The 24,457-nt window shown below is 43.2% G+C and carries 12 protein-coding genes; 4 read left to right on the top strand and 8 right to left on the bottom strand.

Translation table 11 applies throughout. The features are described from left to right. Positions 1 to 13 precede the first annotated feature (13 nt). Together RMZ95_RS12915 and RMZ95_RS12910 are read left to right on the top strand one after the other, a co-directional pair. On the top strand, positions 14 to 481 hold the full coding sequence (locus RMZ95_RS12915) for a hypothetical protein (protein WP_322675606.1): 468 nt from the start codon (positions 14 to 16) through the stop codon (positions 479 to 481). Positions 482 to 1,004: 523 nt separating this feature from the next. Beyond that, positions 1,005 to 4,796 carry a YlcI/YnfO family protein gene (locus RMZ95_RS12910; protein WP_322675605.1) on the top strand — a complete coding sequence of 1,264 codons (3,792 nt, stop codon included), beginning with the start codon at positions 1,005 to 1,007 and terminating at the stop codon, positions 4,794 to 4,796. Positions 4,797 to 4,824: 28 nt separating this feature from the next. Here RMZ95_RS12910 and RMZ95_RS12905 read toward each other — a convergent pair whose 3' ends face one another. From RMZ95_RS12905 to RMZ95_RS12880, 6 genes are all read right to left on the bottom strand, one after another. Next, positions 4,825 to 6,891, bottom strand: coding sequence for a prolyl oligopeptidase family protein (locus RMZ95_RS12905; RefSeq protein ID WP_322684092.1), 2,067 nt, complete (start codon positions 6,889 to 6,891; stop codon positions 4,825 to 4,827). Positions 6,892 to 7,200: 309 nt separating this feature from the next. Next, positions 7,201 to 12,885: a response regulator gene (locus RMZ95_RS12900; RefSeq protein ID WP_409882559.1), complete on the bottom strand. Its 5,685-nt coding sequence runs from the start codon at positions 12,883 to 12,885 to the stop codon at positions 7,201 to 7,203. A gap of 122 nt (positions 12,886 to 13,007) precedes the next feature. Beyond that, the gene (locus RMZ95_RS12895) at positions 13,008 to 15,947 is read right to left on the bottom strand and encodes a methyl-accepting chemotaxis protein (protein ID WP_322675077.1); all 2,940 of its coding nucleotides are present in this window, start codon (positions 15,945 to 15,947) and stop codon (positions 13,008 to 13,010) included. A gap of 14 nt (positions 15,948 to 15,961) precedes the next feature. Then, positions 15,962 to 16,492 carry a chemotaxis protein CheW gene (locus tag RMZ95_RS12890; protein ID WP_094352320.1) on the bottom strand — a complete coding sequence of 177 codons (531 nt, stop codon included), beginning with the start codon at positions 16,490 to 16,492 and terminating at the stop codon, positions 15,962 to 15,964. Positions 16,493 to 16,505: 13 nt separating this feature from the next. Next, a complete protein-coding gene (locus RMZ95_RS12885) occupies positions 16,506 to 16,871 on the bottom strand; it encodes a response regulator transcription factor (protein ID WP_069073698.1) in 366 nt (121 codons plus the stop codon). 287 nt (positions 16,872 to 17,158) lie between these two features. Continuing rightward, positions 17,159 to 18,337, bottom strand: a complete 1,179-nt coding sequence (locus RMZ95_RS12880; RefSeq protein ID WP_322675051.1) for a response regulator — start codon at positions 18,335 to 18,337, stop codon at positions 17,159 to 17,161. Between the two features lie 385 nt (positions 18,338 to 18,722). Here RMZ95_RS12880 and hmpF point away from each other — a divergent pair, with 385 nt between their 5' ends. Both hmpF and RMZ95_RS12870 read left to right on the top strand, forming a co-directional pair. Next, positions 18,723 to 20,483 carry a pilus motility taxis protein HmpF gene (hmpF, locus tag RMZ95_RS12875; protein WP_322684090.1) on the top strand — a complete coding sequence of 587 codons (1,761 nt, stop codon included), beginning with the start codon at positions 18,723 to 18,725 and terminating at the stop codon, positions 20,481 to 20,483. Positions 20,484 to 20,940: 457 nt separating this feature from the next. After that, positions 20,941 to 22,056, top strand: a complete 1,116-nt coding sequence (locus tag RMZ95_RS12870) for a tetratricopeptide repeat protein (RefSeq protein ID WP_409882555.1) — start codon at positions 20,941 to 20,943, stop codon at positions 22,054 to 22,056. 355 nt (positions 22,057 to 22,411) lie between these two features. Here the strand turns inward: RMZ95_RS12870 and RMZ95_RS12865 are convergent, their stop codons facing one another. Both RMZ95_RS12865 and tilS read right to left on the bottom strand, forming a co-directional pair. Beyond that, positions 22,412 to 23,152 (bottom strand): Uma2 family endonuclease, encoded by a 741-nt coding sequence (locus RMZ95_RS12865; RefSeq protein ID WP_322684088.1) that lies wholly within the window; start codon positions 23,150 to 23,152, stop codon positions 22,412 to 22,414. Positions 23,153 to 23,392: 240 nt separating this feature from the next. Next, positions 23,393 to 24,391 carry a tRNA lysidine(34) synthetase TilS gene (gene tilS, locus RMZ95_RS12860; protein WP_322684087.1) on the bottom strand — a complete coding sequence of 333 codons (999 nt, stop codon included), beginning with the start codon at positions 24,389 to 24,391 and terminating at the stop codon, positions 23,393 to 23,395. Between the last annotated feature and the right edge of the window lie 66 nt (positions 24,392 to 24,457).

The following is a 24,457-nucleotide window of genomic DNA, read 5'->3' as shown; positions in this document are numbered from 1 at the left end:
AACTTTTTTAGATATGCAAACAAGAAACTTGATTGGATCGTTCACATTAGGTATGCTGTTAACAGCAATACCTGTATTATCAGCTAATGCCTCAGAAGTAGTACCAAACTTATACCAGTTTCAAGGTAAGAATATCAGCATTAGTTACTCAACGACAAGCTTTACTGGCAAGCCCCTTTTTACCTATAAAGATAAGCAACAGACATTAAATTTTCAAGGTACCGATCAGATCCGTACTGTAGAAACAGAGATTGGTACACTCGTAACTGTAACTATCCGTAGGACAGTAGATACTGGCAATACCGTGTTTACTTTGATCTTACCCCGTGTAAACCTTGGAAAAAGCAACTCAGCCGCAGTAGAAACTAAGGGAATCACAACAACAAACCTGTTTTCTGTGATTCCTAAATTCAACCAAGGGCAAAGACAAACTTATACGACAATCCATTTGACTGGTACAGCTCAAGCTGTCGCGTTTTAAGTACACAAGAAGGATAAAAATATTAAACTTCTTGCTTGCATCGAGAAAAGCGGTAATACTGTTCGGTTAAGACAAGACGCGATGAATCGCCGTCTCTACAATAATTATTCCTTCGTAGAGAGGGTGATTTATCGCGTCTTTAATAATCTAGAATTTTCATTAAAAAACCTTAATCGAACGTATTGAGGGTGAAGGTAAATAATTTTTTGCCTTCACCATTATCGCTTAACCTTTTGTTAAGTTTGATATTGCATTAGTTATGAAATAGATAATAATTTAAATTAAGTAAAGTTCATTTTTGTTCAATCTTTAATTAAAAATTATCAATACTTTTAAGAGATATTTTAAAAATAAGTAATTTAGGCGATCGCTCTTTTCCCTATTCTCTACAATTACCGTTTAATTTGTTTAGGATTTAATTCAATTTTTAAGGGTAAATCTTGTAATTGTTTGTGTTCGCAAACTTCTTCCCATCTCATAGTTAATATCTGTCTAGAGTGAGTGATTGAATTTTAACTCATCTATGAATATTAAAACTCATCCCCTGATTGCAAATAAGGAGAGTGGAAGCAAACTCAGTCGTACTATTCTATGGGCAGAATACAATAAATGGTATCCATATCTGGTTACACTCATTGCTATGGAACGCGAAGCCTTAACAATCTGTTTTCCGCCTGACTTGCTTGCAAAAGCCAGGAAACTCAAGGAAGGTAGCGAATCATTTAATGATTTAATCGTTAAGGCTTTAGAACGGGAAATGCAACAGCGCCAGGGATGGGCTAGCGATCGCACCAAGGCTGAAAACCTCTTTGTTGGTGGCGGCGAGATCGGTGCATTGTTGCGATCGCACGATTGGTCGCAAACGCCACTAGGGGTCATCGAAACTTGGTCGGACAGTCTAAAAACGGCTGTGCAGATCCTGTTAACAGAACTAGATCGAGTCCAGCAGCTAGAATCCGATCTGCTGGAGCGCACATCAACAGATGCCTTGCCTCAAGCTGCCCAAGCCGATGCGTTTCGAGTCAAGCTCACCAATGCGCTACGCCTGCTGACTGACGCTAATGAGATTCAGGCGATCGCTGCCTTTGTTCTGGGCGAGTTTCTAGGCGCAAACCGCGTTATTTACATTGAAGTGTTACCGAGCGGCAAAGAGGTTATCGTTCATAAAAACTACACGAACGGCGTTGCCGAACTGAGCGGGCTGTACCATCTGGAAGACTTTGGGCGCAACCTGACAGACGATCATCGAACAGGGCGAACGGCGATCGTTCCTGATGTGGCAAACTACCCTAAATACTCAGCCAGCGATCGGGCAAGGTATCGATCAATCGATATTGCCGCGCATATTGATGTGCCGCTAATTAAGAAAGATCGATTTGTCGCTCTGCTGGCGGTGCATCAGGCAAACCCTCGCCAGTGGACGGAAGACGAGGTGAAACGAGTCGAGGAAACAGCAGAGCAGACGTGGGCAGCCGTCGAGCGTGCCCGTGCTGAAGCAGCATTACGCGACAGCCGCACCGAACTCGAACGGCAACTGCGGAAGTTCGACGCGCTTGTTGCGGCAATTCCCGATTTTATTTACACCTTTGATTTGGCGGGAAGGTTCACCTATGTCAGCCCAGCGTTGCTCAATCTTTGGCAGAAAACTTCGGATGAAGCTTTGGGAAAGAACTTTTTTGAGCTAGATTATCCAACCGATTTAGCAACTCGACTTCAGCAACAGATTCAACAGGCGATCGCCACGCGTCAGCTGCTCAAGGATGAAACGCCCTACACTAGCGCAATCGGCACACGCACCTATGAATATATTTTCGTGCCACTTTTGGACATAAATGGCGCAGTAGAAGCAGTGGCAGGCGTGACGCGAGATATCACTGAGCGCAAACAGGTAGAGCAAGCCTTGCGCCAAAGCGAGGAGCAGACTCGGAATATTCTGGAGAGTATCGCTGAAGCCTTCTTTGCACTGGATGAGAATTGGCAGTTTACCTATATAAATCCATCTGCCGAAATACTACTCGATCGCACTCCAGGCGATTTAGTTGGCAAGAATTTGTGGGAAGAGTATCCAGGACTGATTGGCAATGAGTTGGCACAGGTCTACTTGAGCACCATGCGCGATGCCTACGGCGGGCGGAACCATCGTCTGGCTGGGTCAATTACCGCGTTTTACCCAGATCATAATCGCTGGTACGAAGTTCGCACCTACCCCGCCCCAAACGGCATCACCGTTTATTTCAGGAATGTTACCGAGCAAATTCAAGCCGAACGGCAAGTGGAGTTTTTGACCGAGTTAAGCCGAAGACTCGGCACGGTGACGGATGCAGTGGAAATCAACCGCATCGTCACGCGCGAAGTCGGAACGTTTTTGAACGGGCATCGCTGCTACTATCTCGATGTCACGCCAGACGGCAGACAGGTAACGGTTCTACCCGATTGGCGGCTCGACGGATCAGACCTTGCCGGAACTTACGACCTTACCCTTTTCGGTGCGAAGGAATGGTGGGAAACAGCGGCAAGTCAACCGTTCGGGATTGACGACGTGAACACACATCCGTGGACAAAGGATTTCGCCGACAATTACACGCTCATCAATCTGCAATCCTACGTCATTGCACCGTTTGTCCGTGAAGGGCGTTGGGTGGCTTCGATCGGAGTCAGTTCCGACAAGCCGCGCCATTGGACGGCGGATGAGATGTTGTTGCTGGAAAACGTTGCAGCGCGTGTCGCTCCGCTGATCGAACGCGCCCGCGCTGAAGCAGCCTTGCGCGACAGTGAGGAGCTAAAGCAACGCATTCTGGAAAGCAGCAAGGATTGCATTAAAGTTTTGACACTCGATAGCGAAATTATCTATATCAGCACAGGCGGGTTATGTTTATTGGAAGTCGATGATCCGACGCTCGTTCTAAACACCTGCTGGCAAGATATTTGGCAAGGTGAAGATTATGAAAATGCCAAAACAGCGATCGCAGCCGCCAAAGCAGGCAATACAGGCCATTTTCAAGGCTATCTTCCCACTTACAAGGGCACACCGAAGTGGTGGGATAGCATCATCACGCCCGTGCGGAACACTGCTGGGCAAGTGACCCAACTTGTGGCAATTTCACGTGATATCACCAAGCAAAAGCAAGCTGAAACTGAACGGGAACGATTGCTGGCGCAAGAACAAGCCGCAAGAGAGGCAGCCGATCGCGCCAACCGAATCAAAGATGAATTTTTGGCGGTGCTGTCCCATGAATTGCGATCGCCTCTCAACCCGATCTTGGGCTGGACGCAATTACTACAAAACGGCAAACTGAGCGAAGCTCGTAGAGCTGAAGCCTTGAAAATTATTGAGCGCAATGCCAATCTACAGACGCAACTAATCGAAGATTTGCTCGACATCTCCCGTATCATGCAGGGCAAACTCAACTTAACAGCGGCTCCGGTCAGTTTGACTTTTGTGATTTCTGCCGCCGTTGAAACGGTGCGTTTGGCAGCAGAAGCAAAAAATATTGCGATCGCTCTCGATCTTGACTCTGAGATCGCTTTGATTTCTGGCGATGTAGCCCGCTTACAACAAGTGATGTGGAATTTGCTTACCAATGCAGTTAAGTTTACACCCAACAGCGGACAAGTGACCATTAAACTGCGGCAACTCGACGGGCTAGCTCAGATTCGGGTAATCGATACTGGCAAGGGCATCAATCCCCAGTTTTTGCCTCATGTATTTGAGTATTTTCGCCAAGAAGACGGCTCAACCACACGCAAATTTGGCGGGTTGGGATTGGGGCTAGCGATCGTGCGGCAAATTGTCGAAATGCACGGGGGCACGGTGACAGCAGAAAGTCCGGGTGAGAATCAAGGCGCAACTTTCATCATCCAATTGCCCCTCATGCAGCAGGCAAGAGCAAAGCTCAACGCATCCGAGCCAATCCACACCCAGACAGAAGCAGAAGTGCCTTTAGACGGCGTTCAAATTTTGCTGGTGGATGATGAGCCAGATACCCGTGAATTTCAGGCATTTGTGCTGTCACAAAGCGGGGCAAATGTGACAGCCGTCGCTTCTGGCTTAGAAGCTTTGCAAGCTTTAGAGCAGTTCAGTTTTGACGTGCTAGTGAGTGACATCGGTATGCCTGAGATGGACGGCTATATGCTGATGCAGCAGATTCGATCTCGTCCACCGAATCAGGGAGGAAATATTCGGGCGATCGCACTAACCGCTTATGCCGCAGAAATTGACCGGCAAAGAGCGCTTCAGGTAGGATTTCAAACTCACATTACAAAACCTGTAGAGCCAGAGAAGTTAGTCAGGGCAGTAGTTAGTTTAGTCTCGTAGGGTAGGCAATGCCCACCCGACAAAGTTACTAAAATTTCACATCTAAAGCACGTACCAAAAAAGCCCATTTATCGGCGGCTTCTTCGATAATTTTAGCCGTGGGTTTACCCGCACCATGTCCTGCTTTTGTCTCAATTCTAATTAGCGTTGGCGCATCACCTGCGTGAGCCTCTTGCAAAGCCGCAGCAAATTTGAAACTATGAGCAGGGACAACGCGATCGTCATGATCGGCTGTGGTAATTAAGGTTGCTGGGTAAGCTGTGTTTGGTTTGATGTTATGTAATGGCGAATAAGCATACAGCGCCGGAAACTCTTCTGGATTATCCGCAGAACCATATTCGGAAGTCCAAGCCCAACCGATGGTAAATTTGTGGAACCGCAACATATCCATGACGCTGACTGCTGGTAACGCTGCACCAAACAAATCGGGACGTTGCGTTATACAAGCACCCACTAATAAACCGCCGTTACTACCACCTGCGATCGCTAGCTTCTCAGTTTTAGTATACTTGTTAGCAATCAACCACTCAGCAGCGGCAATAAAATCATCAAAGACATTCTGCTTTTGATCCTTTATTCCTGCTTGATGCCATTCTTCGCCGTATTCGCCACCGCCGCGGATATTAGCCATAGCATAGACACCACCCATTTCCATCCATACCAACAAACTCACAGAAAAGCCAGGTGTCATTGAAGCATTAAAACCACCATAAGCATAAAGATAAGTAGGGTTATTTCCATCTAATTTAATGCCCTTTTTATGGGTAATAAACATTGGTACTCTAGTACCATCTTGGCTGTGATAAAAGACTTGTTTTGTCTCGTACTCATCAGGATTAAAATCTACCTGTGGTTGACGGAAAACCTCACTTTTTCCTGTTACCATGTCGTAGCGATAAATAGTGCCTGGTATGGTAAAGCTGGTAAAACTATAAAAAGTTTCAGTATCATAACGCTTACCCCCAAAGCCCCCGGCTGAAGCGAGTCCGGGTAGTTCTACCTCTCGAATAAACGCACCTTTGAGGTCAAAAATTTTGATTTGACTGTGAGCATCTTTGAGGTAATCTGCAACGAACTGATTATTAAGTATACCGACACTTTCCAAAGTTTCTGCTGATTGGGGAATAATTTCTTGCCAATTTTCTGGTGCAGAGTTTTTCGTGTCAATCGCAATCACTCTTCCCCTTGGTGCATTTAAATCTGTGCGAAAATAAAAAACGCTATCATCATTGTCGATAAAGCTGTAATCTGCCTCAAATTGGTTAATTAGTTCTACGACTTCCGCATTAGGGTTAGTTAAATCTTTAGAAAAAACCAAGTTTTTAGAGTCAGTACCTAGCCAAATTGAAATTATTAAATAGCGTCCATCTTCAGTAACGCCACCACTAAAACCCCATTCCTTTTGGTCAGGACGATGATAAATTAAAACGTCTTCTGATTGAGGTTTACCTAGTTGATGATAGTAAAGCTTTTGATAATAATTGACATCTTCTAATCGAGTTTTTTCATTTGGTTCATCGTAGCGACTATAGAAAAAACCTTGATTATCGTGTGTCCAAGATGCACCAGAAAATTTAATCCACTTCAAGTGGTCTTGGAGGTCTTCACCAGTTTCAACATTGCGTACTTTCCACTCTTGCCAATCAGAACCGGAGGAGGATAGACCATAAGCTAAAAGTTTACCATCCTCGCTAATCGACAATCCCGAAAGAGCAACAGTGCCATCTTCTGAGAGTTTATTGGGATCGAGTAAAACTTGGGGTTGATCGTCGAGGGTTTTCAAGGTGTAAAGGACACTTTGGTTTTGCAGTCCATCATTTTTAAAATAAAAGTAGCGATCGCCTTCTTTAAAAGGAATACCGTATTTTTCATAATCCCAAAGTTTGGTGAGGCGCTGTTTAATTTTTTCTCTAGCAGGAATTTCACTCAAGTAGCCAAACGTAACTTTATTTTGTGCCTCAATCCAAGTTCTTGTTTCTTCAGAGTCAGGATCTTCTAACCAACGGTAAGGATCTGCAACTGAAGTACCGTGGTAATTATCAGCTTGATTGCTCTTATGGCTGGTTGGGTAAGTGAGATTTTCAGAAGAAGGCATAGTCTTAGGTCAAAGTGCTTCTTTACATACTACAAAGATAGACCCAAGACTTGGGACAATAGTACTAGGTTTTTGGATTTTGAACTCAGAATTGGGTTTGGGGAAAAGGTTAAAGGGGAAAGGTTAAACGGCAAGTATTGAGACTTGGGGTATACACTTTAATTGTTCTCAAACAGAAAGCCCCGGCTTCTGACGGGGCAATACGTGCTATTTTTGTATAGAACAATTGTACTACTAAAAAATAGTATTAGCTTTTATCGAGATAGAAGCGTGTAGAGTTTTCCCTAAAATCGAAGTCTTTTTGTTGATTTAGTTAACGAGTTTCTCTCCTTTGAGCATCCGCGCTGCGGCTTCAAGTAGAGCTTCTTCGAGATAGGGCTTGGTAAAGTAGCCACTGGCACCGAGTTGAGCGGCAATTTGTCTATGCTTGTCTGCACCGCGCGAGGTGAGCATTGCGATCGGTAAGTGGTTCAGGTTAGAGTCTTTCTGGATACGAGAGAGTAATTCCAGACCATCGCAACGGGGCATTTCAATATCGCAAAATACAATATCACAAGGCAAACCGGAGCGGAGTTTATCCCAAGCTTCCTGTCCGTCACGTGCCTGTTCTACGCGATAACCTGCTTTGTTAAATGTCAGGGATAGCAATTCTCGAACTGTAATTGAGTCATCGACAATCAGCACTGTCGGGTCAATCTTCGTGGGAGAGGTATCTGGAGGAGTGAGTTTCTGTTGCCAAGAATTGCCACCAGTTTGTGTAGAAATCCGTCCCTGGAAGATGTCAATTATTTCCAGTACGTCAGCAATCGGCATAATCCGACCATCACCCAGGACTGTAGCACCAGCTACACCAATGGGTTTAGGTGCTGGGCCTTCAAATTGCTTAATTACAATTTCTTGTTCGCTTAACACCAGATCAATCTGTAGAGCAATCAGGGTATTTGCCGATCGCACCACAACCACAGAAACCATATCATCATCTCTGGTGCCGCCATAGACATTACCGCGACTGATTTGGCGATTGAAGGTTAAAAGTTCCTTCAGGGGTCGGAATGGTAGCACCGTATCGCGCCAGGAAATAAATGATTGCCCATTGGCATCGTGCTGAATATTTTTGACTGGGATATCCAGCGTATCTTCTACACCATCCATCGGGAAGGCGATCCTGGAGCGATCGGAGACGCAACAGAGAGCTTTACAAATACTTAGAGTCAGTGGTAAACGAATGGTGAAGGTGGTTCCTTTGCCGATCGCAGAATCGGTGTTAACTGTTCCCCGAATTTCGCTAATCTCGGAGCGCACCACGTCCATACCCACACCACGACCAGAAATTTCATCGGCTTGGTCTTTAATCGTAAAACCAGACTGGAACAGCAGATCGTAGACTTCCAGGCGAGACATCGCTTTTGCCTGCGCTTCTGTAATCATACCAATCTTCACAGCCTTAGCCTTAACCTTTGCCGAATCGATGCCTGCACCATCATCGCCGACAGAAATGATCGTTTGGTTCCCTTGGTGGAAGGCACGGATAGTAATGATTCCCGCAGGTGGTTTACCAGCAGTTTGCCTTTCTTCTGGCGTTTCAATACCGTGAGCGATCGCATTATTCAGCATGTGAGTCAACGGATCGGTCAGATGATCCAAAATCATCTTGTCAATTAAGGTATCGCCACCTTCGATCACCAACTCTACTTGTTTGCCACACTTGATGGCGTTGTCGCGCACTCCTCGCCGCCAGCGATCGATAGTTTGAGCAAAAGGCACCATTCGCGCTCTCGTTAATCCCTCTTGTAACTGGGTGGTTACTTGGCGGAACTGCCTTGCTACGCGCTCGGTTTCTTCGGTAACAAAATCAATGTCACTAGCCGACTCACGTACTCGTACAATGCGCTCAATCATCTGCTGTGAGAGTGTGTGAAAGGGAGTAAAACGATCCATTTCTAGTTCGCTAAAACCCCTGTCGGCATTGGAATCAGACGTTTGTAACCCAGGGTCTTTCTTTTTACGTCCAGCTAATAGAGAAGCTTCCAGTAGCGATCGCTCGTACAACTCCTGCATCCTTGCGCCTACATCTGAGAGTTGTTGTACCTGAATTAGCAAGTTATCTAATGACTGTCGCAGTCGTTCATGATCCTGCTCTAAAGTATTGCGGTTTACCACCAACTCCCCAACTAAATTACTCATATCGTCCAGTTGCTTAACTGGAACCTTCATCGTTTCTTCAAATCTCGCAGCCCGACGACTAGAGGGACGGGTAGCTTGGCTGGTGTTCGATTTTACTACAGTAGAATGGGATATTGTTTGATTCGCTTCTGCCAGCAATTTCTCTAAGTCACCAAATTCATCTTTTATGGCTGGTGATGGAGTAGCATTTTTAGCTGAGACTGGTTGAGTGTTGAAGGGCTGGCGTTGGCGTAGACCGTCGTAGACATCGTTGTTGTTATCTGTACTTAGCAAGTCTTCCAAGGCAGCAAAATCTACTTCTGGTATCTTCTTAACTTTAGGGATGGGTGCTACGTCCTCTCCTAATAATGCTGCCAAGTCTGCAAATTCATCTTCTTGAGCAACTATTTCAGTGGTTTCTGTAAACAATAAATTATTTTCAACAACTGTGTTTTCTCTTGTATCAAAGGTAGTTTCTAAATTATTATTTTCCTCAGTCTCTAAAAGTTCTGGGCTTGTCTGGGCTGAATCTGAATTTTCCTCAAAACTAATAGTTTCTGATAGTTCATCCACAGTATTCTCTGTGGTTTCCATCTGAATATAGGTCAATTCATTTGTCGTGACATCTTCAAACAGCAGTTGCGGATTTTCATCGAGAGAGCCGAACAAATCACCTGGCTGTGCTTCGGATAATGCTGATTCTGAATTTTCCTCAAAACTAATAGTTTCTGATAGTTCATCCACAGTATTCTCTGTGGTTTCCATCTGAATATAGGTCAATTCATTTGTCGTGACATCTTCAAACAGCAGTTGCGGATTTTCATCGAGAGAGCCGAACAAATCACCTGGCTGTGCTTCGGATAATGCTGATTCTGAAGTTTCCCCAAAACTAATAGTTTCTGATAGTTCATCCACAGTATTCTCTGTGGTTTCCATCTGAATATAGGTCAATTCATTTGTCGTGACATCTTCAAACAGCAGTTGCGGATTTTCATCGAGAGAGCCGAACAAATCACCTGGCTGTGCTTCGGATAATGCTGATTCTGAATTTTCCTCAAAACTAATAGTTTCTGATAGTTCATCCACAGTATTCTCTGTGGTTTCCATCTGAATATAGGTCAATTCATTTGTCGTGACATCTTCAAACAGCAGTTGCGGATTTTCATCGAGAGAGCCGAACAAATCACCTGGCTGTGCTTCGGATAATGCTGATTCTGAAGTTTCCCCAAAACTAATGGTTTCTGATAGTTCGTCCACAGTATTCTCTGTGGTTTCCATTTGAATATAGGTCAATTCATTTGTTGCGACATCTTCAAACAAAAGTTGCGGATTCTCCTCAAAAGAGTCTAATGAATTAACTTCCAGATCGACAGCAGATATATCTGGGCTTCCATTAGTAAATTCTGGAACAAAATCTAAAGATTCTGGTTGTTGTGGCCTGAGAATTTCTTCTCCAGGATGCTGCGCGAACAAAGGCGTTTCAGGCGTGGAGGTATTGTTGATTATAGGAGAAATAGTTAAGTTACTTGATGTTAATTCATCAAATAAATTATCTCCAGAGTCTGATGATAATATTAAATCTAGCTGTTCTTGCTCCTGCAAATTAATATCAAAATCTTCTTCTATATCAAAACTGGCTATAGGAGAAGGTATGGACTGCTGATTATCAGCAAAAATGTCATCAGCCGCCGCAGTAAACAAACTTTCATCTAACGCCCTTTCTACATTCTGCTCAATTAAGGAATCGAATTCGTTCTTTTCCTCTGTGGTTTCCTGGTTCCAGAAGTTGCTCAGATCGTTTTCTGATTGAGAAAACTCAGGTTCTGTTACTGGAGGCGTATCAAATAAATCACTGATTTCTGGTTCACTTGTCGATAGTTGTGGCTGTTCTTCCATTTCAGCAAACAAGTTGTCCAAAGACAAGTCTGTTGGCTGGGGTAATTCTATGTAGTCACTAGGCGTAATTTCTTCTACCCAATTTGCATTTTTAGTTTCTAAGAATAAGTTATCAAAATTATTTTCTTGGTTAGTAGATAGTTCTACACTGGCGAACGGCTCAGTTTCTGGTTGAGTGACATTGCTAGTTGGCAATAGTTCATCATCATCTAACCCCAGTGTCAATAAATCTTCGACTACACTATTTTGGACAATCTCGCTATTAGTCTGGTTTGTATCACTAGAAATATCAATAAACTCTTGTAAAATTTCGTAAGAAGATGAGTCTAAATTTATCTCAAATTCGTTAATATCGCTCAACTCTAAAGGCGTAGCAGATGTTTGTTGATTTTGCGGTTCTGAATTATCTTTTTCTAGGAAATGGTCGCCAAATAACAAGGATAAATCTTCTGTTTTCGCGGTGGTTGTTGGGTGTAGCGCGTTGCTTATATCCTCATTAAAGGAGAGTAAGTCAGATAAATCGTTATGAGCGTCTTCAGCCTCAGTGCTGCTCAAATCAATTCCAAAGTCATCGATAGTAACAATATCTAAGGTTTCTTCTTGATGCCAGCTTTCATCTAGTTCGGGAGTCTCACCGTCAAATAAATCGGCAAGGGTATTTAACTCAGCTATTCCTACCTCTGGACCATTGGGATCGAGATTGTTACTGATTGGGTGTGCTTCGTCATGTGTGGTGAAAGTAAGACTAGTGTTTCTATTTTCGTTTAGTGGTATTCCTTGTAACTGAAGGGAGGGGCGTTCGTCGGAGACGTTGGCGTAGCTATCGCTACTATCTTTGTCTAGATTCAGTTCTTCAGTTGTCTGGGCTAACACCTTGGTGTCACCAGATAGAATTGGCTCTGATTCTGTCAGAACCGGAGATTGTTCATCAAATAAATCAGGGGTAATTTCTAATAACTCAATTTCTGCAAAGCTTAAAAGTGCCTCTAGTTGCTGACTAATTGCAATTTCGGCTTCTCTACCTTGCAGAACTAATTCTTGAGCTTGTTTGATTTCGGTAATGACAATTTTAGCTAAAGTCAGATAAGTATTTTCGGGATTGCCGATCGCACTGGCTGCTGCTTGACACAAACCACACCAGTTGGGCAAATTCCAAGTTTCACCAAGTTTGACTAACTGGTGACAGCATTGCTGGAGGTTTTGCCGAGTTGAAGGTGTTGTAGTTTGCTTAAATAATTGCAACATTTCCCGTAGTGTTTGCAGCACTTGGGCTTGAAACTCGCTCCAGTTATTATTTTCTTTAGCGGTGACTGGCGATAGCGCAGCGTTAGCGAGTCCGCGAGTGTCTAGGATCTCGTGGGGTGCTACCGAGTCTGGAGATTCCTGATGGGTGTCTTCTTCTGCCAGATCGGGAATATCTGGCCGCATGAAAATTCCTGTAAGTGTGGAGACATTCTCTATAGAGGTTGTAAGTTCTGTTGCGTCAGAACTGCTGGCTACTCCACTCTTTGCTTGTTCTACAAGTAGTTCCAGATGCTGATACAGCCATTGAAAAACTGGCTCAGTTTCTGACATCAAAGTATTAGCTGCATCTTCAGAAAGACCATAAGGCCCACTCAAATGCTCTAAAAGCGATTTTAGGGTATCTGAGACACCAAGAAATAAAGACTCTAACTTTTGGTCAATCTGAACCGGATTATCTTTGAGAATTTTGAAACAATCTTCCAGACGGTGGGAGGTATGCTGGATGCTAGTCAATCCAAGCATCGCCGCTCCTCCTTTGATGGAGTGAGCCGCCCGGAAGACCTCACTGATCATTTCCGGATCGTTCAGGGTACCCTCTAAATTCAGCAAGCCCTGCTCAATGGTATTCAGGTGATCCCTGGCTTCTTCGATAAAGTAACCCAAAATCCGCTGTTGTTGTTCCGGCAGCATAGTTTTTTAGTCAAGAGTCATTAGTCATTAGTTATTAGGCATTAGTCATTAGTCACTTGTACTGAGCGTTGCCGAAGTATTGGTCATTAGCAAATAACAAAGAACAAAGGACAAATGACAATTTATCTGGTTTCCATAGTTTCCACTCGGAAACGTTCAACGGAGGCGATCAAGTCACGGGATACACCTACTAAGTGTTGTAGGGCACCTGAAACTCGCTGTGCTTCTTGGGAAGTTTCTTGAGCGGTCAGTTCTACTGATTGCATTACATGAGCAACGGCGCGGGAGGTTTCCGTTTGTTCCACAGTGTCGCTAGTAATAGATCGCACAAGAATATCGATGCGATTCGCCACTTGAATAATGTTTTCGAGCGATCGCTTGGCATCTTCTGCCAATTTTGTACCTTTAATTACTTGTTGTGTGCCTTCTTCCATCGCGGTCATTACAGAGCCTGTTTCGCTTTGGATTTGCATCACAATTTGTTCAATTTCTTTCAGGGATTTGGCAGATTTATCTGCTAGCTGGCGCACTTCATCTGCAACGATCGCAAACCCGCGTCCCGCTTCTCCGGCTCTTGCCGCCTCAATACTAGCATTGAGTGCTAACAAGTTTGTTCTGGAAGCAATTTGAGAAATCAACGCCACAATTTTAGAAATTTCTTGGGAAGATTCCGCCAACCGCTTCACTTTGCGAGTGGTTTCGGCAACGGTTTCTCGAATTTCTAAAATCCCTGCTACGGTATTTTCTACTGCTTCGCCACCTTTCAAGGCGATCGTACTAGCATCACGAGCAACGGTTTCGGCTTCCCGCGCTGCCTCTGCTACCCGTTGAATCGAGTCGGTCATCACCTGTACAGAATTCAGCGTTACTGCCAACTCTTCTGCTTGCCGCAAAGCATCACTAGATAAAGCTCTCGCAAAGGTTTCAGAGTTGGTTGCACCTTTTGTCACATCCTTCGCCGCCACTTTTACCTGTTGCACAATATCCCGCAAGTTTTGAATTGTCAGGTTAAAGGCATCAGCTACGGCTCCTAGTACGTCGGCTGTCACTTCCGCTTGGACTGTTAAATCGCCTCTAGCAGCTCCTTCCACATCATCCAAGAGCCGAATCACCTGACGTTGAAGGTTTTCTTTGGCTTCTTCTTGTTCATCGGCTTTGCGTTGGGCTTCACTTGTGGTTGTGAAAATTACCCGCGCCATTTCATTAAAGCCAGTGGCTAAATGCCCCAATTCATCTTCGGAAAACACTGTGGCTTGAGCATTCAGATTTCCTTGACGTACAGCCTCAAACTGAGCTTGGAGGTCATCAGTTGTGCGCCGAATTTGTTTAAGCGCCAGATTCCCCATGAAGCCTGCGGTAGCAAAACCTGCAATCCCAGCGGCTAGTGACATTGCCCAACCTGTGTTTCGTACTGATTCTCGTTGTTGGGGTGGCGAAAATGTGGTAGCGACAAAACTAACTGTGGCTACAACCAGCGCCGAGACTATGCCCACACTTCCAGCAATTAGCCATTGTTTTCGTTCAATGGAGGCATTTTCTAATGGTGCTAACCATCCCTGCTCGATGCTGACGTTGGGTTCTAGTTTGGAGATATCTGTTTGGCTAAAGACTGGAACGGCTTCATGGGAACCAGTCATTGAGAAAAGTTCTTCTTCGCGATCGGCTGAATTACTTGCAAAAGCCTCTGCTACTTGAGGGCGTCCAGTGTCACTAGTTTCTGCTGGAGCAGAATGCATTGTGACATTACCGAAGTTAGAATCTCCTTCGATGAGGTCAAACCCTGGAATATTGCCTAAATCGTCAAATTCCTCAAAGTCATCTAAAAACTCGATATTGCTCTTAGAATTTTCTCCATTCAGTATATTGCTTGAGTCTTCATAAGAGTTTAAACCATCTGAGCCAAAGGCAGACTCAAATGCTTCCATATCAAAATTTTCATCATCATCGAAGCTATTTTTACCACTGAATTCACCTGATTTAAAATGCTTTTCTTTTCGAGGTAAATTACTATTAAAAGCTGATTCGTTATCGGGTAAATTCGACTGAGAATCTGATTTTGCTTCAATTTTTTTTGGTGTTAACCAGCTATGGGATTCGGTTTCAGATAAGTTATTTTGACTGCCGTATTCCAAGTTATTTGTTGTTGGCGAATCATTTCTCGGTTCTTCTGCAACAATCAGTAAAGTTTCGTCTCCAAAATTAGATTTTTTATATTCTAAATTTCCCATACTCTGATCTGGAGACTTTGGCTCACTCAACAAATCAGGGAAATGATTTTCGTTATTATCAGTTTGTGAATTAGAAGATGAAGAGTTATTATTATCAATAGTTGAATTTCCGTAAGGAGAATTTATCCCATTATCTGAGAATTGACTATTTGCTAATGATTCTTCAGAAATATCTTCTGAGATACTTTCCTGCCAAAAAGCAGGCAACTCTAATTCTGTGTTTTCCTCCCAGTTTTTATTTGGCTCTTGTTCCTGTGATTCTTCATTCATGGCAAAAGGGTCATCACCAAAAGCTATAGAAGAATCTGATATTTTTTCTGTTCCAATACTATCTTCTGTGGGCAGTTCGAATGGACTTTTTGAAGATGTATCTTCAACGCCATTCAGACTTTCTTGATGCTCTCCAAAAAAGTTCAAATCAAGATTGTCGCTGTCAAACTCTTGATTAGCGCTTAAATCTTCTAATTCTGATTCGCTATATGCCAGTGGATCGGATATCTCTGAAGAGTTTATTTCTTCTTGACTTTCTGATGGATCGAGCTGTCCACTAAATGATTCTAAATATTGATTGATATTGTCAATTCCATTCTTGGCAAAACCAATAATTTCTCGATCGTTAGTCAAGCCTAACACCTGCTGATATTCTTCTTTTGCTACATCATAGTGTTGTAAAACATAGTAGATGTGACCCCTCAACAAATGGGTATTGGGGTCATCTGGTAAATTTTGCACCACTTGGTCAATTAAAGTGGCCGCAACCTCATAATTTCTTTGAACATAGGCGGTCATCGCCTGTTGATATGTTGGCTCGTAATTATCAATACTTGCTGCCATTTCCTCCTCCAATTTCATCCTGCCCACCTAGCACTTCGTACAATTGCCATTTGATCGAGCAATCGGAGACACTGATTATTTTTAGCACCTAATGACCACTCTCCACGTAAAAAGGGAGCCATCGTATCTGGAACACTAGTTGGTGGCATGAGATTCTGGACATCCAACCAGTCCATACCACCGATTTCCTCTACTGCTAAACCCACTATTGTGTCTTGCTCTTCAATGGCAATCACCGAAATTTCAGCTCTATCCGTGTTTAATGCACCTGCTTCCCCCAGAAATTGACCCAAATCGGCCACCCAAATAACTCGACCTCGTAAATTTAGAGTACCCAAAAGTAAAGGAGAAGCATTAGGAATCGGGGTGATTCTGTCAGGACTTAGTTCAATTACCTCCCGGATGCCAGTTGCTTGTAGTGCAAACTCCTGATGCGAGGGAATGTAAAACCTCAAATGTAACTCACCTTCAGGACTTTCTACTTGTAATTCTGGTCGAAAGTGGTCTTGACCGCTGCCACTTAAAAAGTCCGGTTTGCTGACCATGTTGTTTTTATCCTTATCCTCGCAGCAGTTGTTTGACTGTTCCTACCAACTCGGTTGGTTGAAACGGTTTGGCTATGTAAGCGTCTGCACCCTGTTTCATGCCCCAATAGCGATCGAATTCTTCGCCTTTGGAAGAACACATAACCACTGGGACATTTTGGGTTTTTGGATCGGATTTTAACCGCCGACAAACTTCGTAGCCGTTCATTCGGGGCATGACAATATCTAATACCACTAAATCTGGAGGTGCTATTTGAATTGCCTCTAATGCTTCTAATCCATCACTAGCATGGGTAACTGTTAGGCCAGTTGCTTTCAGGAGGTCTGTAATCATCTCCCTTTGCGCTATACTGTCTTCCACAATCAGAACTGTGCTCATAATTGTCTATTTACCTCCTGATTTAGACGTTCCTAATTGGAACATTCCCTGATTCCTCCGCAAGTATTAACTGTATAAATTAATTTTAGGTTCTCACTATTTTCCTGGATATTGACGTTTCACTCAGTTAACTGACTCTGTGATAACATCTTTTTACTCATCTTTTAATAGATCAACAAATCTTGGATCTGTTTATTTGCCCAATGCCCCATGACGCCACTTGCTCCACTTGGGGAGACCCCAAGACCGCAGTGGCTCCCCCATGCCCAATACCCAGTGCCCTATTTTCATTGGTTGTTAATATATTTCTCTACGAGCATCAGTAACTCAGTGTCTGTAAACGGTTTTGTCAAATAATCTGTTGCCCCGACCATCCTAGCTTTGACTCTATCCATAAACCCATCTTTCCCAGTAAGCATGATAATCGGCGTGAGCCTAAATGCTGTTGAATGTCGCAGCATCGCGCAAACCTCGTATCCTTCCAATTCCGACATAGCAATGTCGCATAAAATTAAATCTGGTTTGAGTTGAAAAACCAGACTCAGTGCCTCTAAAGGATTGGTGAGAGCGATCGCTTCATAACCTTGTGGTTGTAAGATGGAATTTATAGTCTCACCGATGGCGATCGCATCGTCAATACATACTATCCGCCCCATCGGTTTTTCTTTCAATTCCCTGTTATCCGTGTGTGTATCTGGGTGATTAGTCTCTGAGTATACTAGTTGTAGCCAACTTTGTTGCACATAAGGATATATTGCCTTAGCGACTGTCAAAATGTCTCGGTTGAGATGGCGAGCTAGTTGTCGCAAGGATGTTTTACCATCAGCCCAATGTTGTAGCTTATTCACGGTTGCTTCTGGTAAAGAAGATTGTAGCTGAACTTTGTCAGATAGCACTGGCAATTGCTCTGGAGACTGAATGTGTGGATAGAGTTGCTTCCACTGTTGCAGCTGCTTGGTGATTTTTGTCACCAATGGAGCAATCTCATAAGTGTTTAATTGCGGGGCAAGTGCTGCACCCTGATGGAAAATGAAGTTACCTTGGCGTAAACTCAGCAAATCAAAGAGAGTTTCATGCACCAAACCGTAAATGATACTACCAGCTATCTTAGGGTTGATGATATTCCGCTCCAAGAGTGCCCAAAGATAGGCATACTCTGGCGCATCGGTTGGTGGTAGGGTGGCAATTTGTTTGTCGGTGAGTCGCATTTCAACTCGATAATGACGTAAATAATCACTAATTCTGGATAAACTACTCTCGCCTTCTTGGCAATAGATAATTTGACCATTTAGGAAAAAAACGAACCAAGACTGTTGTTTAGGGCGATAAATGTTTGCTCCATCTCCACCCAGTTTATTGTTATGGTGAGAGCTATAAGCTTCTACCCATAGTTGCCCAGTTCGCTGTCCCAATTCAATCAATTGCAGGATACTGCAAATATCAATTTCATTTAAATTTCCCTGCATTTAGCTAAAAAGTACTCCTTAAGTATTGCTGAATTCTGAATCGTGAATTATGACTTATTCTTTAAGTATTGATTATGGAGTATTGAAAAGATTTTTACTCTATGTCTGATTGTCATTAGGGAATACATTAAACTATAAACCTTTATCTTTCGTAATACACTTTGACAAAGCTAGTGTTAACACGGAAGTCATCATCACTGTCATCAGTACAAAATATAAAGGCGCGACCAGATCGCTTCTATAAGTATCAAGACGTAACATCTTGCGTCTATAGTTTTGTCTGTCTTGTTCTTCTAAACCTTAGTTCAGTGAGACAAGTTAACAGAATTATTTAAGGTATATCTCAAAACACGAAGTTTAAGTGCATCAATAAAGGACTAACGGTGTGCTGTATTTAGCAGAAGTACAAAAACAGAAAGGTGGTTTACTCAGTGGCGGTGGCAAAACCGAACTGAAACTGCTAGCTTGTCAGCGAACTGACCAGAATTGGAGTACTGTGTCGGAAGAGGTGATTGCCGCTGAGGACGCAAGCAAATTAAATGATGGTGCTTTGGTATTGGCTGAATTGAATCCGAATCGTCAAGTGCAGCGGATTCAAGAAGCAGGGCGTCCACTCGTCAACATTTTGCAGAATTTTTCCCGCCAGTTGGAGAAATTTAAGCTCAAGGAAGATGAGATCGATCAGTGGAAACAGTCACTAACATTTCAGGCGCAAGAGTTGAATCGCCGTGAAATGGACATGGAGGTAAGAGCAGAACAGTTGCAGCAATTGGAGGATGAGGTACAACATCTAGAGGAGCAAAAACAGGAAGTTGACACCTCCCGCCAGGAAATTGAACGATTACAAGGAGAAATTGAGCGCAACCGCCAAGAGTTGGAAGGCGCTTGGGAGCATTTACGGGGTGAGCAGCGTCGCCTGGAGGAACGCCAAGCGGATTTTCAACAAGGGACGGTTTTGGATGAGGAGCAAAGTCGAGTAATGAGTGAGTTACTCGATCGCTTGTCTAGTCGTATTACTCCTACGGAAACAGTTAGAGAACACCTGCATCTAGCCTTTGAATTAGTCGAAAAGCAGCAAGCGACTCTTACCCCACACTGGCAAAAACTGGAGGAGCATAAAAGTGCGATCGCACAACAGCAAGAAGAAGTTGAGCGCTTGTCACAAACCTTTAGCGATCGCCAAAATGCGTTGCAAGAAGCGCAAAATTCTCTAGTTCAGCAAAGAGCGCAATTGCAAATAAATACAGCAGACCTTACCAGTAAGCAAGAGTATGCTCAGCTCGTCAAAGAGCAGTTACGAAACGCCGAAGAGTTATATCAACAGATGCACTCTTTAGCTGCAACATCTGGTGATGTAGTTCTTGGCAAGGAAGCTGATGTGGAGGCTTTGGAAAAAATGCCTTTAGAAGAACTACAAAAGATAGTGCAAGACTTGCAGCATAAGTTAGAAATCGACGCTAGCTTTGTTCACGATCAAGAACAAGAACTGAAATATAAACAAGAAGCTATAGAAGAACTTCAAACTAAATTAAATCACGCATCTGACCATGACCACATCAATTTGGAACTAGAACTAACTGATGAAAAAGACCTTTATCAGATGCTAAATTCCAGTTTGGTGGGACAACGCCGCAATATGTTACAGCATCAGAAGTTTCTCAAGCAACATCAAACTGTACTGCTACGGCGGCAAGGACATACTATTACTGAGGAAGAAAGTAACAACAAAATTAATTTAGAACCGATTCTGTTACAAATTGAAAATCAGCGACAACAATATTCACAAGAAATCCAAAAGCTGGAACGTGAAATTGAGCAGATTCGTTCTGGTGTTGAGCTAAATCAGGGAATGATTGACAATCAAACTCACGATCTAGATGAAAAGCGGCAAGAACTGAAAGCGATCGAGGAAAATTTGCTATCCCTACGAAGAACAACCGCTGAATTATCTGGTCGAGTGAATCTTTATCAAGAAGCACTGCAACCAATTCAGGATTCTCTAGATGGATTACGGCAAAAGCTGCAAGGAATTGCAGAATCTTTGGATCAATTCCAGGAAACTGGTGATTATCAAGTCCAAGCGATCGCTCAGTTGCGTCATACTCTCCAGAGTTTAATGCCTCAGCCGGAATTACTAGCTTCTTAAAAAGCAAATATACTAGGCGATTAGAAATCGCAGCTACGCAAACTCAAAGAATTTGAAACCCACGGAGGTGGGTTTTGTATTTCGACTCCGCTCAACACAAGTCTGTATAGCCGCGAATTCTATTCGCCAAGGCAGGTGTGTTTTTACAAAAGTCTGTAGACCATTTTGCTTTAGTAGCGAGCTTATACCAATTGCTTAATGCTTCCTGACAATCTGCATGGGTTTCTGCATATTCTCTTAAGATTCTAAAACTAATAATGTGCATCGTCCCTAATAACAAAAAGATTTTAAATAACTACTTAAAACAGATCCAGTCGCCTTCTACTTGAGCGATCGCACTTAAAGTTTGATAGCGCCTACGTGCAGCAGCTTCATTATTTACGGATAATATACAGAATCTTGTATAAATTCGCAGGTAAGTTATGAATGCATTGGAGATGTCCAATGCAAAGCGGCGGTGTTGCACCAATTGGGAATTCTTTACGCCAACAAAGGGGAAGTGGATCAAGCGATCGCACTCTACAATCAGTCTTTGGAAATTAATGAACGCATTGGAAATGTCCAAGGCATAGCGGCGACGTTGCACCAATTGGCAATTATCTACACCAACAAAGGGGAAGTGGATCAAGCGATCGCACTTTTCAATCAGTCTTTGGAAATAGATGAACGCATTGGAAATGTCCAAGGCATAGCGGGGACGTTGCACGAACTGAGAATTCTCTACGCCAACAAAGGGGAAGTGGATCAAGCGATCGCACTTTTCAATCAGTCTTTGGAAATATTTGAACGCATTGGTTATATTAAAAGCCAAGCAGATGCTTTGCATAGCCTAGCAAATATCTATGCCAAGAAAGGGGAAGTGGAAAAAGCGCTCGCACTCTACAATCAGTCTTTGGAAATAAATGACCGCACTGATAATGTCCAAGGCAAAGCAGCAACGTTGTACTGTCTGGGACATATCTATGCCAAGAAAGGGGAAATAAAAGAAGCGATCGCACTTTTCAATCAGTCTTTGGAAATAGATGAACGCATTGGAAATGTCCAAGGCATAGCGGGGACGTTGCACGAACTGAGAATTCTCTACGCCAACAAAGGGGAAGTGGATCAAGCGATCGCACTTTTCAATCAGTCTTTGGAAATAGATGAACGCATTGGAAATGTCCAAGGCATAGCGGGGACGTTGCACGAACTGAGAATTCTCTACGCCAACAAAGGGGAAGTGGATCAAGCGATCGCACTTTTCAATCAGTCTTTGGAAATAGATGAACGCATTGGAAATGTCCAAGGCATAGCGGGGACGTTGCACGAACTGAGAATTCTCTACGCTAACAAAGGGGAAGTGGATCAAGCGATCGCACTCTACAACCTGTCTTTAGAAATAAGTCAACGCATTGGTGCTGTCCGAACTCAAACAATGACTCTGCGGAGGTTAGGAGATTTGGCACAACAGCAGGGTGAATACACTAAAGCGATATCCTATTTGCAACCAGCTTCAGAGATTTTGCAGCGATTGCAGTCACCACACGCTGAAAGTGTGAGTGCAAGTCTTGATAGGATAATTCGTAATTCGTAATTACAGTACGGAAAGATTTTTTGTCTCACGCAGAGGCGTAGAGAAGAACGCGAGAGTGTTTTATAAATAAATGAAAATTGCTGTAATGAGTCTTTGATACTCGTTAACGAGTGTTTAATACTCGCGGACGAGTCTTTTATACTCGTGGACGAGTCTTTTATACTCGTGAATGAGTCTTTGATACTCGTGGACGAGTCTTTGATACTTGTGAATGAGTCTTTTATACTCGTGAATGAGTCTTTTATACTCGCGGACGAGCCTTTTATACTCGTGGATGAGTCTTTTATACTCGCGGACGAGCCTTTTATACTCGTGGATGAGTCTTTTATACTCGCGGACGAGTCTTTACAGTAATTTAGGTGAGAGAATCAGGATCTATGCCGAGCGATCGCAACCGTTCTCGTAATAATTGGGTTTCTCGCTGTGCTTGTTGAGCTTTTTGTTCTGCTTGTTGAGCTTTTTGTTTTGCCTGCTGAACTTCTAGTTGAGCAAGTTTTTTGTCTTCTTCTGGTGTTAAAAACCTTTGTCCTTGTTGGTTATACCAATACATCCACTCCCGTGGTATGCCTAGATAAATTCCTCGTTCGATGCCAATTCCTAAACCTATTTCTGGCAACCAAACTGGATTTCCATCATGTAATTCATAAGTATTGTTAACTAATTTGTAAACTTCTAAACGTGGCTTACGGCGACGAAATGGGTTGTAAACTACATAATACAAAATTCCCAATCTTGCATACTCTGCTTTTTTGGTCGAGTACTCACCACGGTATGTTTTAGATACTACCTCCAAAACTAATATCGGTAGTTTCTTCTCTTCCCAAAGCACGTAACTGGGGCGGAGGTTTTCATCATAAAATCGCTCTACGCCCAGACTCAAAAACCCATCTGGTACTATTGGCGGTAAGTCTGGGTCATAATAAATACCCATATCTACGCCAAAAAACCAATCCATGCGTTCAGGCCAAGCCATTGCCAAAAGTACTTTCAGTAAACCGGGAATCAAATCTTGTAATTCGTTATCCACTGGGGTGTCGTCAGAGTCTGGTAGTTCCTCTGATGAGGGCAAACAAGCTAATGGATCGTAATTTAGCATGATGGGCTGACTGTTTTTCGGTGATTAAGCTGTTACGCATACAACTTACATTATCAGGGCGGGCTTTTCGGCCCAACCCACAATCATATTGAAAAAATATTAGTACAAATTAAAGGCGCAACAGCTTAGTACATCTTTATTTTATTAATAAATTTTGATAGCAATTTAGAAGAACGCGAGAGTGTGATTTAACGTGAATTCGATAAATCTCTCCCTGCTTTGCAATAGCAATACTCAAAACTATTTCAAACAAATCCAATCGCCTTGTACTTGAGCGATCGCACCACCAGGAAATGGATCGGTTTGCGATCGGTTGGGCGCTATAATTAAAGCCGTTAATTTTTCAATGTGTTCAAAACTGGGAGCATCAGTTAGTATTTGCTGCAACACCTGACGCATCACCCGACGTTGCAGTGCCAATGGTGCTTTCTGCAATACCCGACGATTTAACCTTAAGGGAAGAAGAGTAAGGGAATCTTCTTCATCCCCAATGCCCGTTTCCATAGCCTTTTCACGCAACTCCTGGGCAGCTTTTTCTAAATATTCCACTTCCGCTTGGAGAAGTTCTGCTGTTTGGGCTAGGGCTGATTCTACTTGGGGATTGAAATTTTCCCGTAAATATGGTGTTAATTCTTGGCGAATGCGGTTACGAGCGTATTGCAAATCTTGATTGGTGGAATCTTCCCAAATTGGTAATTTAAATTCTTGACAAAATTGCTCTGTTTGTATCCGAGTAATTTCTAAAAGTGGACGTACTAACACAATGCCTGTACTTAGAGGGCGTTGCCAAGTTAGGGCTTGCAAACCATCAGCACCAGTACCGCGAATTAAGTTGTAGAGGAGAGTTTCGGCGCGATCGCTCTTCGTGTGTCCTGTAACTATATATTGATATTTATTTGCTTTGGCGATCGCACTTAAAGCTTGATAGCGCCAATTGCGTGCAGCAGCTTCACTATTTATCGGTTTGTTTGCTGTTTCTAAATAAAAAGATATACCCCAAGTTTTTGCTAAGTTTTCGACGTGGTTAGCATTAGCTTCGGAGTCAGAACGCCAGCGATGATCGCAGTGAGCGATACCTAAATCCCATCCCCATTTGGATTGTAAATCTAAAAGTAATTTTATTAAACACAGAGAATCTTGTCCGCCAGAGACAGCGATTAATAGCCGCTGGTTTCGCTCAAATAAGTGGCGCGATCGGATTGTGCGATGGATTTTTGCATGTAAGGGAGTCCATACCATTTTATGTTTTCAGCGCACACAGACACAGATAATTTTCTATTATATCTGTATATATCAACTTGGGTA

This window comes from Nostoc sp. DedQUE07, from assembly GCF_034530975.2.
Classification (GTDB): Bacteria; Cyanobacteriota; Cyanobacteriia; order Cyanobacteriales; family Nostocaceae; genus Nostoc.
Note: the sequence above shows the minus strand (reverse complement) of the source record. Positions and strands in the feature narration are given on the sequence as shown.